The 17,182-nt window shown below is 42.0% G+C and carries 11 protein-coding genes; 8 read left to right on the forward strand and 3 right to left on the reverse strand.

The window, feature by feature from the left end; genetic code table 11:
• Both RM049_RS26810 and RM049_RS26815 read right to left on the reverse strand, forming a co-directional pair.
• Window positions 1–3,662: ribosome assembly protein 4 (locus tag RM049_RS26810; protein WP_416212667.1), on the reverse strand; the 3,662-nt coding region annotated here is incomplete at its 3' end.
• A gap of 129 nt (window positions 3,663–3,791) precedes the next feature.
• The gene (locus tag RM049_RS26815) at window positions 3,792–5,147 is read right to left on the reverse strand and encodes a P-loop NTPase fold protein (RefSeq protein WP_322706325.1); all 1,356 of its coding nucleotides are present in this window, start codon (window positions 5,145–5,147) and stop codon (window positions 3,792–3,794) included.
• A 306-nt stretch (window positions 5,148–5,453) separates the two neighbouring features.
• Between RM049_RS26815 and leuC the strand changes: the two genes are divergently transcribed.
• The 6 genes from leuC to RM049_RS26845 all read left to right on the forward strand — a co-directional run bounded on the left by leuC (window position 5,454) and on the right by RM049_RS26845 (window position 13,096).
• A complete protein-coding gene (leuC, locus tag RM049_RS26820; RefSeq protein ID WP_322684700.1) occupies window positions 5,454–6,857 on the forward strand; it encodes a 3-isopropylmalate dehydratase large subunit in 1,404 nt (467 codons plus the stop codon).
• A gap of 95 nt (window positions 6,858–6,952) precedes the next feature.
• Entirely contained in the window at window positions 6,953–7,561 is a 609-nt protein-coding gene (leuD, locus tag RM049_RS26825; RefSeq protein ID WP_322706326.1) for a 3-isopropylmalate dehydratase small subunit, read from the forward strand.
• A 360-nt stretch (window positions 7,562–7,921) separates the two neighbouring features.
• On the forward strand, window positions 7,922–9,643 hold the full coding sequence (locus tag RM049_RS26830; protein WP_322706327.1) for a DUF4209 domain-containing protein: 1,722 nt from the start codon (window positions 7,922–7,924) through the stop codon (window positions 9,641–9,643).
• Window positions 9,640–10,074 (forward strand): type II toxin-antitoxin system VapC family toxin, encoded by a 435-nt coding sequence (locus RM049_RS26835; RefSeq protein ID WP_322706328.1) that lies wholly within the window; start codon window positions 9,640–9,642, stop codon window positions 10,072–10,074. Before RM049_RS26830 ends, RM049_RS26835 begins: the two co-directional genes overlap by 4 nt.
• A gap of 548 nt (window positions 10,075–10,622) precedes the next feature.
• Window positions 10,623–12,167, forward strand: a complete 1,545-nt coding sequence (locus tag RM049_RS26840; protein WP_322706329.1) for a calcium-binding protein — start codon at window positions 10,623–10,625, stop codon at window positions 12,165–12,167.
• A 419-nt stretch (window positions 12,168–12,586) separates the two neighbouring features.
• A complete protein-coding gene (locus RM049_RS26845) occupies window positions 12,587–13,096 on the forward strand; it encodes a DUF6174 domain-containing protein (RefSeq protein WP_322691753.1) in 510 nt (169 codons plus the stop codon).
• A gap of 735 nt (window positions 13,097–13,831) precedes the next feature.
• Here RM049_RS26845 and RM049_RS26850 read toward each other — a convergent pair.
• Complete coding sequence (locus tag RM049_RS26850) at window positions 13,832–15,022, reverse strand: FAD-dependent oxidoreductase (RefSeq protein ID WP_322706330.1); 1,191 nt, start codon at window positions 15,020–15,022, stop codon at window positions 13,832–13,834.
• A gap of 571 nt (window positions 15,023–15,593) precedes the next feature.
• Between RM049_RS26850 and RM049_RS26855 the strand changes: the two genes are divergently transcribed.
• Together RM049_RS26855 and RM049_RS26860 are read left to right on the forward strand one after the other, a co-directional pair.
• On the forward strand, window positions 15,594–16,142 hold the full coding sequence (locus RM049_RS26855; RefSeq protein WP_322706331.1) for a (2Fe-2S)-binding protein: 549 nt from the start codon (window positions 15,594–15,596) through the stop codon (window positions 16,140–16,142).
• Window positions 16,129–17,175, forward strand: a complete 1,047-nt coding sequence (locus RM049_RS26860) for a xanthine dehydrogenase family protein subunit M (protein ID WP_322706332.1) — start codon at window positions 16,129–16,131, stop codon at window positions 17,173–17,175. The genes RM049_RS26855 and RM049_RS26860 overlap by 14 nt, the downstream gene beginning before the upstream one ends.
• Window positions 17,176–17,182: the final 7 nt, after the last annotated feature.

The following is a 17,182-nucleotide window of genomic DNA, read 5'->3' on the forward strand; positions in this document are numbered from 1 at the left end:
TTGATGGTCTTGTCTTTACTAGCGGAAGCTAACTGTTGTCCATTGGGGCTGTAGGTGACGCTAATGACCGTATTGCTATGACCAGTCAGGGTTTTGAGAAGTTGACCACTGCTGACATCCCAGATTTTGATCGTCTTGTCATAACTAGCAGAAGCTAACTGTTGTCCATTAGGGCTGTAGGTGACGCTTCTGACCGTACTGCCATGACCAGTTAGGGTTTTGAGGAGTTTACCACTGCTGACATCCCAGATTTTGATGGTCTTGTCTTCACTAGCAGAAGCTAACTGTTGTCCATTGGGGCTGTAGGTGACGCTTCTGACCGTACTGCTATGCCCTTCTAAAGTATTCACCTCGATCGCACGATTTTCTTTCTTCTCTTTTGGCTTTAAGTAAACTGCTTGCTGTAAAGTTGCCACAGTTTGCATTAGGATATCACTTCTGTGCTGTGCCCAAAGTGTATGCTTGAGTTTGCTACCTGCTTTTAAGGCTGCTATTAAAGCATCTGGATGTTTTTCAGAGAGAAGATAGGCTTCAGAAGAATTATTGATGGCGCTAATTTGATTAACATTTGCCTCTACTGACCACTGGAATGTTGCTGCTGCTAAAACAGCAAATCCTAAACCTGCGGTTATGGAACCAAAAAGGGCGCGTTTGAGAACACGATTAAGTTTTGCTTCACTTTGTTTTCTTTGTTCTCGTTCTTTTTCCAGTTCCGCCATCACCTGCTTTAGCTTCGGTTCCTGTTGCTGGCGGATAAAGGCGGCGATGTAGTCATGTACCAGTTGATAACGGTCGGCGGGGTTTTCTGGTAGCAAAACCACTAAGCCGGATTGGACAAAAATCTCTAATATTAAATCTAATTTACTGATTTCAGAAGCTTGTTTTGCCCTAGCTTCCGATCCCCCCGCCTGCGGCGATCGCCTTAAAAAGGGGGTAGAAAGAATGAAGCCCCCCTTTTTAAGGGGGGTTGGGGGGATCTCCAAAAAGTACGGGAGCAAATCGCGTTCCAACTCAGCGCGAGTCTTCAGAGGGCGAGTTCCTTTTTCATCCGTCAGCAAATACAGTAATATGTCTGCTACTCGGTGATTTTCTTCACCACAATCATTAACAACTTCATGCAAATAACGCTTAACCAATTCGTCCTTAGTGCCACGCTGCCAATATTCTGCCAGAGTTGTAATATTCTCCGTTTGCAGTTGCGCCCCCACAACCTGCAACTCAATCGGACGAACTTCACCCAATTCTCCGGCTAAATCTTGTACCAGTTGTTTAACTAAAGCAGGTTCTAAATGAAAGCTAGTATTTTCAGTTAAACGCTGAATAATTGACTTGGTATCAGCAGGTGAGAAGTTCCCCAACTTGTAAAGTACATTATTACTGAGTATGTCATTGCCAATAATCTTGAGACTCGACAAATCATTGCACTCTAGCAAGTAATGGATGTAATCTACCCGCAGCGATAAGATAACTTTCACCGATAGAACATTCAGACACTCTCCCAGAAACTCAAAGAATTGCTTTCTTTGTGCAGGTTCGGTGTAAACAAAGAAAAATTCCTCAAATTGATCGAAAATTAACACTGTGCGGAGGTTACGCTGTTCGTTTTCTTTGAGTCTGGATATCAAATATTGCGGAGTTCTGAGTTCTGAGGGTGGAAGTTGACCTTCTGAGGGTGAACGTTGACCTTCTGAGGGTGGAAGTTGACCTTCTGAGGGTGAAAGTTGACCTTCTGAGGGTGGAAGTTGACCTTCTGAGGGTGAAAGTTGACCTTCTGAGGGTGGAAGTTGACCTTCTGAGGGTGGAAGTTGACCTTCTGAGGATGAAAGTTGACCTTCTGAGGTCGAAGTTCCGAGTTCAGAGGTCGAAACTTGAAGTTTTAACTCTCCCCCATCCCCCTTGTCCCCTTGTCCCCTTGTCCCCTTGTCCCCCTCATCTCCCTCATTTCCCAAAAGCCTCCCCAACTCTTCCACCCAGTTAGTATAAACCCGCATTACCACCGGCAAATAATCTTGAGTACCGATCGCTTTATTCTTTAAAGCCGGCACCAGTCCCGCATTCACCAGGGAACTTTTGCCTACACCCGATTGCCCATGAATTACTATCAACTTATAATCAGGGCGACCCATGCGTTCGATTAAACGTTCTATATCCAACAGACGACCAGATGCAGCAATTTCTGGGGCAATATTTCCTTGGGGAGAATTTAAGCGCAATGTCTCGACAAATGCCTGTTTTGTAGCTTCTAACTTACCCGCACCAATAAAAGCCCGCAAGCCAAATTGCTGTTCAACGGAACGCCGTTGCTGTTTGATTTTGTATGCTTTGAGATATTCTTTCTGCTCAAAATAAAGCTGCTGCAAAAACCTGATAATATCCAAGTAAAGCCTGACATCTTCTAAGGGATTACCCACATCCCTAGCAGTTTCTAAGCTGAGTGTTGCCTCTTTAATTTGACTTAAATGGTATTGAGAACGACCTAAAATAAATTGATATAAACTCAAGTCTTTTGATTTTAAAATCTTTTCAGGAATATCAGATAAAATCCCTGATATATTAGCTGATTCCTGATTTGGAATCGCAGCAAAAACTTCTAATGCTTGCTTGACTAACTGATTTGCTTTCATCCAGTTTTTTTGAGCCAAAGCCACCTCAGCTAAAAAACCGTAATCTTTGGCTAATTCCCTTGGCTGCTTGTTATTTTGATGGATTACTAAAGTTTGTTCCGAAAGACTCTGCAATATTTCCCACTTTTTCAGGTCTCGCAAAATATCACCGAACTTTACTACAGCGTCAGCAATTAAATCTGGACTTTTAAATTGGCTAATAAAATGTATATACTCTTGAAGATAATACCAAGTTGTCTGCCCATCTTGACAATTGATATCTTGATGCTTCAAAGCTTTGAGATAATAGCAAAAGCTAATCTCACCGATGACTTTTGCCTGCCTTTCTAAATTATGACTTTGCTGCCAAAGCTTATAAGCTTTGTGATAATGCTCTAAGGCCGAATCTTTTTGATTATTTATCTGTTGAACAAAACCTAATAAAGTTTCTAAGTTAGCTTGAATATCTAAATTATAAATATCTGGCTTTTTAATTAAATCTCTTTGCGCTGCTTCTAACTCATTTTCCAGCTTAAGATATACATCGAAGCTAAATTTTAAGTTATTACTAAACCATTGATTAGCCGTTTCGATGATAAAATCTACTAATTGCTGTGTTGATATGGCAAAATTTCTCGTAGTTGCCCAACTTTCCAAATCTGGCGCCAGCTGTATTAGATGCTTGTAGATTTCATCGTCAATCCAAAACACTAAGGGAAAAGCAAAATTCTTGCGAAACTCCTCCCGAACTTGATTTGCAGAAGTTAACATCACAGGCAAATTCTGCACGGATTCCAAACCGACAACCATCACACAGGCTGGTATTGCTGCGCCGAATTCTTCTTGAATCGCAGTATAAAGAGTCCTGTTCGATTGCTGCACCGTCAAGACACGAATTTCGACTTGACAAATTTCTTGCAGTCTGGAGATTAAGCGATCGCGCAAGCTGGCATAATTACATCGGGCCAATATCAGCTTAAACTGTCCCACAGAGGATTCGATCGCCCAAGCTAATTGTTGCAGTCCCTTTTCATTTTCAGGTTGCTGTAAATCTGTCATACCAATTTGGAATTTTGGATTTTGGATTAAATAGCTAGGGCGAATAGCAGATATCGGGTGTGTACCGCGAAGCATAACGCAGCCGAAACCGAAGATGGTGCTTTACAGAAGCCTTAACACACCCTACCCTTAAGAAACGTTCAACTCTCTTGCCTCAGCCAAAACCGGATTAACATCAAACCAAGACTCGCCACCATCGCGATATTCAAACACAAACCGACTGCGGATCAGTTTTTGATATCCGTGGTCATCACTTACCTTTTTCCTTTCCTTGACATGGCGTAACAATTGCCACTCATCCTCAGAAATCGGCAACATGATTTCATTCCGCCGAGAACGAATTACTTGCTCTAGGGTTTCACGGGTTAGAGGAAGACTCATCTCTTCCATAATCCAGGTATTCAGCAGCCTCAGCACGTCCCGCACATGACCACCGCTCATTTGACATAAACGCTCTAAGCTAGCAGCACTATCAAAAATCTCGGTAACTTTACTTAAACGCTCCTCTGGTTTCATGTCAGGAAAAGCTCTAGCAAGTACCATCTGCTGCATGAGTGCCATTCCCTGTGTATGAACGTTGCCATCAGCCCATTGTATAGGAACCATTGGTAACACCTTGGGGTCTTCTGGGAAACGCTGAGTCAGCATTCCGTAATCATTGGAAAACTTCAAAGATAAGGGCATGGTGTAGATGAGATGACAATTCAGCTTCGTCAAAAACTCACCCTGATCGACAAATAAATATTCTTGCTGCGGACGACCCCAAGGTTTGGCACGATTATCTATGCGGTCAAGATTATCGACAATTACCACCAGACCATTTTTACCCTGCTGTTTGAGTTTTGCGATCGCAGGTTCCAATAATTCTTGATTAATCGCTTCCAGCAGTTTAGTTTTTTGCGGTGCTAAATACTGATTGAGTTTTTCTCGCAGCGCTGGGTCATTTTTCATCTTCGCGGTGATTTCCCCAATGCCCACAGACAGAGAAAACTTATCTTTATCTGCCGATAAACCGACATCCCCCACCACCGGAAGCTTAACTTTTCCCGCCGTCACCTCGGAGTTTAAAACTTTCCAAGCACCTTGCAGCAACTCATTAAACTTATTGGGTGACTCCAAAGTAATTTTATCCAGACTTTGACTCACCCGCCGAGCGATCGCTAGCAGCACATCAGCAATATCGACATCGGTCATTTCCAAGTCATCACTGGATTCAAAATAGACCACATGAAAACCTAACTTTTCCAGTTCTGCCTGTAACCGTAATAGTTCCGTAGATTTCCCACAACCAATATGCCCAGTAAATAAAGTGCAAGTGGGTTCATTCGGCTTAAAAAAAGTAATTTTCTGCTTCAGCTTGCCCAGAATATCACCACCTCGTACCGAGGAAAAATCTATATAATACTTGCCATCAGAGCTATTGTTGACAAACAGAGTTCTGCTGGGATCGCTAGCCTGATAAAATTCCCGTAAATCTAAGGACATAACCTGGTAGTGCAATAATCTGGTATTGTCTTAACATATCCTTGTAGAAAAGGATAAAATTATTTACACCTTTGCATCTGAGTATTTCGGAGAATTTTCGCTTTTTCTGCCTCAAAGGCGATCGAATGACATCGCGAATTCTCTGCGTACCTCTGCGCTTACCTCAGCGTGCCTCTGCGTTTAAACTTCACCCCTCAATTCCCCACGACCTTACCCAAAGCTGTAAGTAATATGAAGCAATCTGTAAAAACCAAGACTTTTTTTTGATACTATTTAAGACCGGACTCTTTAAATATTGATTGACGTATGAGCAAAGGTACCCTGTTTGATAAAGTTTGGGACTTACACACCGTTGGTACACTTCCCTCAGGGCTGACGCAACTATTTATCGGGCTTCACCTAATTCATGAAGTAACCAGTCCCCAGGCTTTTGCTATGTTACGCGAAAGAGGTCTAAAAGTACTCTTTCCACAGCGTACCGTCGCCACAGTCGATCATATTGTGCCCACAGAAAACCAGGCGCGTCCTTTTGCCGATAACTTGGCAGAGGAAATGATTCAGGCGCTGGAAAATAACTGTCAAGAAAATAACATAACTTTTTACAATATTGGTTCTGGTAGCCAGGGTATAGTTCACGTCATCGCTCCCGAACTCGGACTGACTCAGCCAGGAATGACGATCGCTTGTGGAGATAGTCACACTTCCAGTCATGGAGCATTTGGTGCGATCGCATTTGGTATTGGTACTAGCCAAGTCCGGGATGTTCTCGCTTCTCAAACCCTGGCCTTATCCAAACTGAAAGTCCGCAAAATCGCAGTTTACGGCACTCTCAACCCTGGTGTTTACGCCAAAGATGTAATTTTACATATCATCCGTTCACTTGGTGTTAAAGGTGGCGTGGGTTATGCCTACGAATTTGCCGGTACGACATTTGAGCAAATGAATATGGAAGAGAGGATGACTGTCTGCAATATGGCGATCGAAGGCGGTGCTAGATGCGGCTATGTCAATCCCGATCGAGTTACCTACGATTACCTCAAAGGCAGAGATTTTGCACCCATTGATGCAGATTGGGATAAAGCAGTAGCTTGGTGGGACTCGATCAAGAGCGATGCAGATGCCCAATATGATGATGTAGTAGTATTCGACGCTGCAAAAATTCCTCCTACCGTCACCTGGGGGATTACTCCCGGTCAAGGTATCGGTGTCAACCAGTCAGTACCTCAACCAGAAGAACTGCTAGAAGAAGACCGATTCATTGCCGAAGAAGCTTACCGCTACATGGATTTATATCCCGGTCAACCGATCAAGGGGACTAAAATAGATGTCTGCTTTATTGGTAGTTGCACCAACGGTAGAATTAGCGATTTGCGAGAAGCGGCAAAAATCGCCAAAGGTCGCCATGTTGCAGAAGGAATCAAAGCTTTTGTTGTCCCCGGTTCGGAACGGGTGAAGGAAGAGGCGGAAGCTGAAGGACTAGATAAAATCTTTCAGGAAGCCGGATTTGAGTGGCGCGAACCGGGATGTTCTATGTGCCTAGCCATGAACCCCGATAAGCTGCAAGGAAGACAAATCAGCGCTTCTTCTTCCAACCGCAACTTTAAAGGAAGACAGGGTTCCTCCTCCGGTCGGACATTGTTAATGAGTCCGGCGATGGTCGCCACGGCTGCGATTAAAGGCGAAGTCTCTGATGTGCGCGAGTTGTTGTAATTTTTTTGTCATTTGTCATTGGTCATTGGTCATTTGTCATTTGTCATTTGTGGAAATTAACAGGCTGTCATTGAAATGATAGGTAAATCAAGTTTATGGTGAGTGAAGTTAAAACAGTTTCAGGGCGCGGTATACCTTTAGTGGGTAATGATATAGATACCGATCGCATCATTCCCGCGCGATATTTGAAGGCCGTTACCTTTGATGGGTTAGGTGAAGGCGCATTTATCGATGACCGGACAGCACTTAAAGGCGAACATCCCTTTGACCAACCCCAATACAAAGGCGCGAATATTTTAATAGTCAACCGTAACTTTGGCTGTGGTTCATCACGAGAACACGCACCTCAAGCGATCGCAAAATGGGGAATCCAAGCTTTAATCGGTGAAAGCTTCGCGGAAATCTTTTTCGGTAACTGTGTGGCAATGGGTATACCTTGTTTGACAGCCGATGCTGTGACTGTCAAACAACTGCAAGATTTAGTCGCTGCCAATCCCCAAGCCGCCGTGACAGTGGATTTGGAAAGTTTGCAAGTGCAAATTGGTGATTATATTGCTTCAGTTGCGATCGGTGAAGGTACAAGAAGTACATTCATTTCTGGAACTTGGGACGCTTGCGGTCAGTTAGTAGCTAATGCTGACCAAGTTCGGGCAACAGCTACAAAATTACCCTACGTGGCTTGGGGTAATTTAGCCGCAAGTTAGCATTCTCTCTCGTTCCCTGGCTCTGCCGGGGAATGTTAATTTATAACTTTTTTGCCTTATTTCAGTTAGAGCTAACAATAGCCCAATCTATTTCAGATTTGGCATAGTAGATATATAGCCAAGTAATTCTAGACTATGCCATTAATAAACCCTCCTCTCACTAAAGAAGATTTTATTAACTCTCGCTGGCAAGACGTGGTTAATAGCAGCGAAAGAAAAGAGTGTAGTGCTTACAACACAGTCTTCTGGAACAAGGCACAGGAAGCAAAAGAGGCAGGAAATTTCAGAGAACAGTCTGTCTTTGAGATTCTAGTGGTTGTGACTGATGCTGCAATCCAACCGCGATCAAATGAAAAGTTTTTGGCTAAATTTGTTGAGCGCTTGACAGATGAACATCTAGATTTTTTGGCTGAGATTGTGGGTGAAGTCTCAGATCCAGAGCTTCAAGCACGAATTGCAGATATTCTCTGGACAAGTAAACGACGTGACTCTTATAAAATGGCGCAGTTAGCAGTCACAGATTACTTAAAATCTGCCGCCGAATTAGAAGACCCGGAAAACTGGACTTTGTGTTTCGCTAAAATTGAACGGGCGCTCTGGCTAGCACGCAAAATTAATCATAAATTTGAAGATGTTGTTGCACATATAGAGAAAGTTATTGAACGCTGCAATGGAGAAGATCCAAAGTTTTTATCAGCAAAGCTTATGGAGCTTTTACAGGAACACAAACGCGGTAATTTTAATAAATACGCTGCTTTGGCTGAGAAAGCCGCAACCATATCAGAATCAGCGAATGATTGGCGTAGAGCAAGAAACTATTGGGAAATTAAAGCACAATGGCATCGTCTTGAAAAAGATGCAAAACAGGAACGTACAGCGCAAATGCAGGCTGCTGAAACCTATGTCAAAGAAGCTGAAGATAGCCTTAAGGGTACAGATGCAAGCTACCTAAAAGCGTCACATTTTATGGAGAAAGCTTTTGAAGCTTTCATGAATGTCCGAGGTACTAAGGAAGAAACTATCGCTGCAAAAGAAAGAGCCGAAGAGGTTCGCAAGCTTCGTAGCGAGTATCAGGAACAATCCTTAAATGAGTTAGTTTCTATGTCTCATGAAACAGATATTAGTGTTCAAGTAAATATAGCCAGATCGCACGTTAAAGGTAAAGAATTTTATAATGCACTCTTTTCTCTAGCATTTCTAGGAACACCACCTAAAGTGTCTCAGCTTCGACAAGAAGTCTTGGAAATAGCTGTTGAAAATCCCATATATCATTTATTCCCATCTTCAATGATTAATCAGATGGGTAAAGTTGTAGCTCGTAAGCCCAAGTTAGGCTTATCCAATAATCCAGAGCAGATAGAAGAATCAATTCGTTTTGAGATGTACCAAAATGCAATCTACTATCAACAACTTCAGGTTCTAGCTTATACTGAGCCAGCAAAAGATCAAATAATGTTGGAACATAATGTACAAGTAGAAGACTTATTTCCAATTGTTTCAAATAACCCCTTTGTGCCACCAGGTAGAGAACAGCAGTTTGCGAAAGGGCTTTATGCTGGATTAACCGGAGACTTCTTCACCTCAACTCATCTTCTCATTCCTCAAATTGAAAATTCTATCCGTTATTTACTCCGAAGGCAGGGTGCGTTACCCTCAAAAATTGATATCGATAAGGGAATTGAAGATGAGCGTGATTTGAATACTACTCTTTTCCCGCGAAATTATCCAGAAATAAACTCAATTTTTGATGAAGACACACTTTTTGATCTCCAAGGTTTACTAATTGAGCGTTCCGGTTCAAATTTAAGAAACCGTATGGCTCATGGTTTAATCAATGATGGTGAGTTCAACAGCCCTATCATGTCTTACTTATGGTGGGTTACATTACGGCTTTGTTGTTTGCCAATGTTGAAACATGAACAGCAGGTTGAAGAGTCCAATCCTTGGGTTAAATTTGATGGTATTTTCAAAGATGACCCACTTTTTGATGATTTTGTAGAAGATATGGCTGCAAATCGACGTGAATTAGATGCAGAAGTCGCTGCTTATGAAGCTTCTTTAGAGGAGAATCAGTCAGCTTGAGCCAATATATCCTCGATACCGATCATGTTACTCTTTCTCAACATGGTAATTCTAAAATTCTACAACGCGCTCAAGCTGTCGGAAGTTCCAACATATTTATTACAACAGTCACACTCGAAGAACAGTTGAAAGGCAGACTAGCTTCTATTAGCAAGTGTGCTACTAAACCAGAATTGCTAGTAGTTGCTTATCGAAATCTGCGAATAACCCAGATTTACTTTTGTAGTATGAACTTGCTGGATTTCGATGATACTGCCTACAGTTGCTACCAAAGTTTACGCCAGCAAAAAATCCAGGTAGGTACGCAAGACTTAAGAATTGCTGCGATCGCTCTGGCTAACCAGGCAATTATCGTTACGCGTAATCACAAAGATTTTAGCAAAGTTCCTAATTTATCTCTTCAAGATTGGACTATGGATGGGTATTCTTAAAAACACATGAAACTAAATCATGTGTTGAATATAATGCCTATTACACTAGGTAAGATACTGATTGCACTTTTTGTCCTAACGCTTGAAATTATTTTTTGGCATCGCTTTTAATGAGATTTGGAGCTTCTCATAAAAGTGATCGATGACTGTGCAATCAATACATTTGAAGCAATGTATGTACTTAGCAATCAGGTGGTAAATTTAACAAGTAGGTATTGAATCATCGCAGATCGGAAGCACTATTTTGAACTTTAGCGGAAATCGTTCAATCAGTTGAAAGCTAGTTTACAAAAGGCATTCACAAGCTATTCTTTATTTTAAAATGCTGTAAAAAGGTCAGGTCTGTCTCTAAAACTTATAGTGAAGAAGTTTTACAAAACCAATCTTCTGCATAAAAGAAGAAAATATCTCTGATTAATACTTAGCAGCTAAAAACTATAAGTTTTCTAGTTCATAGAGAGAAACTAGTACTTCCAAACATTTCTTAAAAATGAAGTATTAGTAACTCATTGTTTGCTGAGATAAATTAAGAATTAGGAGTATTAATCATGGCAGTAACTTGGATTCCAGGCCCAGGCCCGACTAATGGAGCAGATGTAGGTATTAGTAATGCCGCTTCTGATAACTTCAATGGTTTGGGTGGAAATGACAGCCTTTTTGGAAATGCTGGTAATGACCTGTTACGAGGTGGCGATGGTATCGACTTTCTGTCCGGTGGGAACGGGCAGGATACCCTAATCGGAGATCGTGGCAACGACACCTTCATCGGCGGAAACGGCAACGATCGCCTGATCTGGAACAATGGTGACGGTAGCGATAGAATCAGCGGTAACGCTGGCTATGACGTGGTTGAGGTCAACGGCGCGGGTGTAGGAGACAACTTCCGCCTGCAACAAGATGCTCAAGGCAGAGCAATCTTCGATCGCCTGAACCTGGTTCCCTTTACTCTGACTGTAGACAGTGCAGAAAGGTTTGAAATCAATGGTGGTGGTGGTGATGACACCCTCGCTGTCAACAACCTGTCAGGAACTTCTGTAAATGCAGTCTGGTTCACAGGCGGGGCTGGCAATGATCTGCTGGATGGTAGTGGTACAACAACACCGTTGAGAGCCTTCGGTGGTGAGGGTAATGACAGTCTTACAGGTGGTACTGGCAATGATAACCTTTATGGTGATGCCGATAATGACCTGTTACGAGGTGGCGATGGTATCGACTTTCTATCTGGTGGGGACGGGAACGATACCATAGTTGGAAATCGTGGCAATGACACCTTCACTGGTGGATACGGCAACGATCGCCTGATTTGGAACAATGGTGATGGTAGCGATAGAATCAGCGGTAATGCAGGCTTTGACGTGGTTGAGGTCAACGGCGCGGGTGTAGGAGACAACTTCCGCCTGCAACAAGATGCTCAAGGCAGAGCAATCTTCGATCGCCTGAACTTGGTTCCTTTCACTCTGACTGTAGACAGTGCAGAAAGGTTTGAAATCAATGGTGGTGGCGGTGATGACATCCTCGATGTCAACAACCTGTCAGCAACTTCTGTAAATGCGGTATGGTTTACAGGTGGGGCTGGCAATGACTTCCTGGATGGTAGTGGCACAGCGACAACGTTGAGAGCCTTCGGTGGTGAGGGAAATGACGTTCTCTATGGTGGTGCTGGCAATGACTTACTCTATGGAGATGCTGGTAATGATATTTTACGAGGTGGTAAAGGTAATGACATTCTGACTGGTGGTGCTGGTGGCGATCGCTTTGTATTCAACTCAGGTGCTGGGTACAATGGTGCCGATCTCGGTGTAGATAAAATTACTGACTTCAGCTACTTTAGCGATAAAATTGTCCTCGATAAGACAACTTTTGCCGGACTCAATAATCTGTCCCAAATTAAGATAGTAGCTAATGATGCAGCAGCTGCAACTAGCTCTGGACTCATTACTTACAGTCTTGGAACTGGCAACTTGTTCTTCAACCAAAACTTGACATCACCAGGCTATGGGACAGGTAGTTTGTTTGCCAACATTGATAACGATAACAATCAGTTCACAGCCCCACCATTATTATTAGCGACAAACTTTGAGATCGTTGCGTAAACATCTCTCAAAATCCATAGAAGCTAAGGCATGTCTGCAAGCTGACAGCGAAATAGTAATTAGCAATCATCAATGTTGCTAATTAAAGATAATTGAATCCTCCTCATACTTTAAATATGGGGAGGATTATACAGCAGTTTTCTTTTGCATGAAGTACGAGGCTGCAAAGGCGTAGTCAGCCGTAGACATTGCTTTGGAAAAAGAGGCAATTTTAGGCGATCAAAAATATTCCGAAAAAGTTCCTAATTTATGTCTTGAAAGTCAGATCATGGATGAACATTATTAAAATTACAGCTTTATTTATTTACATAAAAATTTAATTTTAAGAGAAAGCTTATTTAAGCAGAATATTGTAAACAAGTAAAATTTTGCTGTAGTATAATAAGAGAAAGATTTTGTAACCTAATAAATCGATTAACATGCGTTTACCTATCATTATCAGTGCAACACTACTGCTTTCTCTAAGTATGAACCTACCAGCTATATCTGAAACTAGCGCAGAGAAAGCACAATATCAAACGCAAACGAATAATAGCTTGAATTCAAGACGATTGAAATTTAATAAGCGTTTGTGGGAGCAGGCAAATATTTCTAACTATCGCATTACGGTTAGCAACAGTTGCTTCTGCATACCAGATGCTAGAGGGCCAGTAGTTATTCAAGTACGTAATGGTCAACCAATTTCAGTCACTTCTGTAGCTACAGGTCAACCAGTTAATCCAGAATTCTTTCAAAAATATGACACAATTCCCGAACTCTTTAATGTGATTCAAGATGCTATCAACCGTAAGGCATCCAACCTGGATGTAGAATACAATGCTAAACTTGGCTATCCAACTAAAATTAATATCGATTACAATAGTCAAATAGCTGATGAAGAAATCTTTTTGACAATCGAGAATTTTCAGGAACTGAAAACTAGACGTTAAACTGATTACTTGCGCTTCATCTCGACCGGAAATAGGGGTAAATTAGCAACTTCAAAGCGAGATTTAATACTTCAATTTATCCCAAAAAGCTAATAGCGATCCAATACGCTTGAGTTAAAGGTCATTCGTGTAGATAATGGTTTTTCAAGACGCGATAAATCGCGTCTCTACATCTGGATTTTGTTGCTAAGGGATTTCCAAATAAAAAAATATACAACTTTTATTGTGGGCTGGGCGACACGAAAGCCCAGTTCATAGGGCGGACAAGATGTCATTGGTGTCAAGTTAAGCTAAAAGCCTTTTCAAATCTCGTTTCCAGCCTCTAGGCTGGAAATGTTGCTCTTGGCGGCTCTGCTGCCAGTCAGCAAGGGAGGCGGAGCCTCTAGGACGGCATTCCCAGTCAAAGACTGGGAACGAGACAATATCTAAAAGCTGGTTATAGGCTGGCTTTCACGCTAAGTTGACACCAATGACAAGATGTCCACCGCACAAGAGTGGATAATTTGTTTCTTAGTAATCCCTAATTCTGAACTGTATTGAATAGCTATTAGCTTTTCATAAAAATTAACACTTTGATTAAGTTATATTGATTTTGTGCGACTAATTCTCAATTATTCAACGAATTTGTTGTGTTTGAGGGCTTGACTAAAAACAGTCACTTCTGATAGGCTCAAATTACTCGATAAGATTAGCGCTAGCTGCGATCGCAGTAACTTTACTAATACACACTAGAATTTAACTTTTTACAGATGGCTTAAAGTCGTACACCCATTTGTGAAAATCATCATTCATACTCATTTGCCGCTCTTGCGTCTGCCCAGTAGATGCCACGGTGTTAATGTCGTAGTACCGCATTTCACCCAAAGCACTACGAGCTTGAATGGGTTTTGTCCGCTCGATGCGACACTGTTCGTAGCTAGTCAGAACTTCTTGCAGATTAGCTGAATCAGAAAGACACTCTCGTAGTTGGTATGCATCTTCAAAAGTGGTATTGGCTCCTTGTCCCATTGCAGGCGCCATTGGATGAGCGGCATCGCCTAAGAGAGTGACTCTGCCTTGACTCCATTGAGTTAACGGTGGGCGATCGCAAATCGGCCCTTCCCAAATTTCTTCGGCTGGTGTCGCTTCTACCACCTCCCGAAAGGATTTATCCCAGTCGGCTAATTCATGGAGAATACGAGACTTCACTTCATCAGCGCTGTGCGAAAGGGAGTACTCAGGCGAGAACTTCCGACTAATCCAACTGGTATAGCCGCCGCCCACATTCAAAAGGTACATAAACTGTTGATTGCCTTTGGCAAAAACTAGGTCATAGTCATTAAATAGCTCGTGGCGATACTCAATGACGGCACGCCAACACATACTACCGATATAATTAGGTTTACCCTCGCCAAATAAAGTTTCTCTGATGACAGAGTTAACGCCATCAGCCCCAATCAGCAAATCTGCATCTACCGATTTTTTGCCATCAAAATGAATTTTCACACCCTTTGCATCTTGCTCAAAGCCGATGCAGCGATGATTGAGGTGAATGATATCAGACGGCAATCTCGATGCTAAGACTTGTTGTAGACGATACCACCAAACAGTCAATAACGGTTGTCCGTATTGCTCTAAATATTTAGTGGCGCTAGTCCGAATTGTTTCTCCTTGAATACTCTTTAAAACCGTGTGGTGAACCTCGCATCCCGAACTTTTGAGAGTTTCGACAATTCCCGGCGCGATCGCATCTAGAGAATTCAAGCCGTTGGGAGCTAGCCCTAGTCCAGTTCCCGCCGGACGAAATTCTTGGGCTTTTTCGTATACTTGCACCTCTATCCCTTGGCTTCTCAGTGCGATCGCAGCAGCCAAACCGCCTGGGCCAGCACCGACAATAGCAACTTTCTCTACTATGGGTTGAGAGAATTTCTGAGTGTTTGTGTTCATATTATTAAGTCAGAATGCCGAATATTCCCATGAATATATACACTTATTCCATGTTTGAAGGCAACTTTATCTTTTAGCTAGATCCACAGTTATTACTTTGACTCCTAAATAGTTTTTTAGTCAATCTTCCTTAAGAATCAACCCTGAATTTGTTTTGCGGTTGCTGGTAGTAACAAAAACTGCACGCTTCAGCATTTTTTCCTAATTCGACAAACGCAAATAAATACCGTTACGCCTATTTGAGCAATAAATTCATTAAATTTGACTTTTAATTTTCATAAACTTCCTGTAAGGTCACTAAGCTTACTGTATCATTTTCATATTCAAAAAAATTGTGAAAAAGAGTTTGGATGAAATTTTAGGCAGCTTCTGTATGTATTGGTTTAAGTGAGTTCATTGCCGCTGATTGTAAATTACCTATAAGTGATTGCTTGAGAGGTTAGCTATTTATGCCTTTTACCATCCGTTATTGCCGTTACCTTGGATTCTAAATGTCAGGAAATAACGCTAGAACAACCGCAGACTTTTATCGCTAGTATAATAAATGATGTAATTATTATCTACATGAGACATGGCAGAAAATTCCTTAGCTTCAAGAACTTCAGACTCACTTACTCAGGAAGTGAAAATATTCGCTTCAGAGGAAGTAGAATTATCACTGAATGTTAATAAGACATCTTACTCCTTAAAGATAGAACCTCGTGTTACATTACTAGATGCACTTCGAGAAAAGCTGGGTTTGATGGGCACTAAAAAAGCTTGCGATCGCGGTGAATGTGGTGCATGTACAGTATTAGTTAATAATCGGCGTATTAACTCTTGTATGACTTTGGCAATCATGCACATCGGTGCTGAAATTACCACAATTGAGGGATTAGCACAAGATGGTAAACTCCATCCTATGCAAACAGCCTTTATTACCCATGATGCTTTTCAATGTGGCTACTGTACATCAGGTCAAATTATCTCAGCCGTAGGGATGATATTAGAAGAATTACCAAAATCTGAAGCAGAAATTCGAGAAAACATGAGTGGAAACCTTTGCCGTTGTGGAGCATATCCAAATATTATTGCGGCGATTCGAGATGTGCTAGAGGAAAAGCAAGATGCAGCCATTTAGTTATGCTAAAGTCACTTCAGAAGAAGTGGCGATCGCAATAGTTGAGCAAGAGAAAACTGCTGTATTTATTGCCGGGGGCACAGATTTACTGGGATTAATGAAAGATGGAGTTCAAACAGCGAATGTATTAATTGATATTAATAGTTTGCCCTTAGCAGATATTGAATCTCAACCGAATGGAATCCGCATTGGTGCGATTTCTCGAATGAGCGATGTAGCTTTTCATCCCAAAATTCAGGAATGTTATCCGGTAATTAGCCAAGCTTTATTACAAAGCGCTTCGCCGCAACTGCGAAATATGGCAACAGTAGGCGGTAATTTACTGCAACGAGTCCGTTGTGGTTACTTTCGCGATCCGGTTTTTCCTTGTAATAAACGCACTCCCGGTATAGGTTGTTCGGCAATTACAGGTTACAATCGAATGCATTCTATTTTCGGAGCTAGCGAACATTGCATTGCCGTTCATCCTTCCGATTTAGCTGTAGCTTTGACGGCATTAGATGCAGTGCTTTGCATCCAAGGAATAGAAACATCACGGCGAATTTCAATTGATGATTTTTATCTCTTACCAGGCGAGACACCAGCAAAAGAAACTCTATTACAGCCTGGAGAATTAATTGTTGCTATTGAAGTTCCAGATTTTGCATATAAGTCCCATTATTTAAAAGTAAGAGATCGTGCTTCCTACGAATTTGCTCTCGTTTCCGTAGCTGTTGCTTTAGATATAGAACAAGACACGATAAAATCAGCACGTATCGCTTTTGGAGGAGTAGCACCCAAACCTTGGCGTGCAAGGGAAGCTGAGGAATTTCTTAAAGGGAAAGAAATTAACGAAGATATCTTTACAGCCGCCGCCGCCGCCGCCGTCAAAGAAGCAAAACCGCAAACGCACAATCAATTCAAAATTGAATTAGTCAAACGCGCTTTGGTACGCGCACTTTCAGTTGTGGCAGAAGGGGAACAGGGGAGCATACTTCGACTACGCTCAGTAACCGGGGGAGCAGAAAGACAAGGGGACAAGGAAGAGGAGTAATAATTAA

It is taken from the genome of Nostoc sp. DedQUE04 (genome assembly GCF_034530995.1).
Lineage (GTDB): Bacteria > Cyanobacteriota > Cyanobacteriia > Cyanobacteriales > Nostocaceae > Nostoc.

Coding starts and splice junctions, on each gene's coding strand:
- RM049_RS26815 (WP_322706325.1), bottom strand. CDS start 5,147: ATGTCCTTAGATTTACGGGAATTTTATCAGGCTAGCGATCCCAGCAGA.
- leuC (WP_322684700.1), top strand. CDS start 5,454: ATGAGCAAAGGTACCCTGTTTGATAAAGTTTGGGACTTACACACCGTT.
- leuD (WP_322706326.1), top strand. CDS start 6,953: ATGGTGAGTGAAGTTAAAACAGTTTCAGGGCGCGGTATACCTTTAGTG.
- RM049_RS26840 (WP_322706329.1), top strand. CDS start 10,623: ATGGCAGTAACTTGGATTCCAGGCCCAGGCCCGACTAATGGAGCAGAT.
- RM049_RS26845 (WP_322691753.1), top strand. CDS start 12,587: ATGCGTTTACCTATCATTATCAGTGCAACACTACTGCTTTCTCTAAGT.
- RM049_RS26850 (WP_322706330.1), bottom strand. CDS start 15,022: ATGAACACAAACACTCAGAAATTCTCTCAACCCATAGTAGAGAAAGTT.
- RM049_RS26855 (WP_322706331.1), top strand. CDS start 15,594: ATGGCAGAAAATTCCTTAGCTTCAAGAACTTCAGACTCACTTACTCAG.
- RM049_RS26860 (WP_322706332.1), top strand. CDS start 16,129: ATGCAGCCATTTAGTTATGCTAAAGTCACTTCAGAAGAAGTGGCGATC.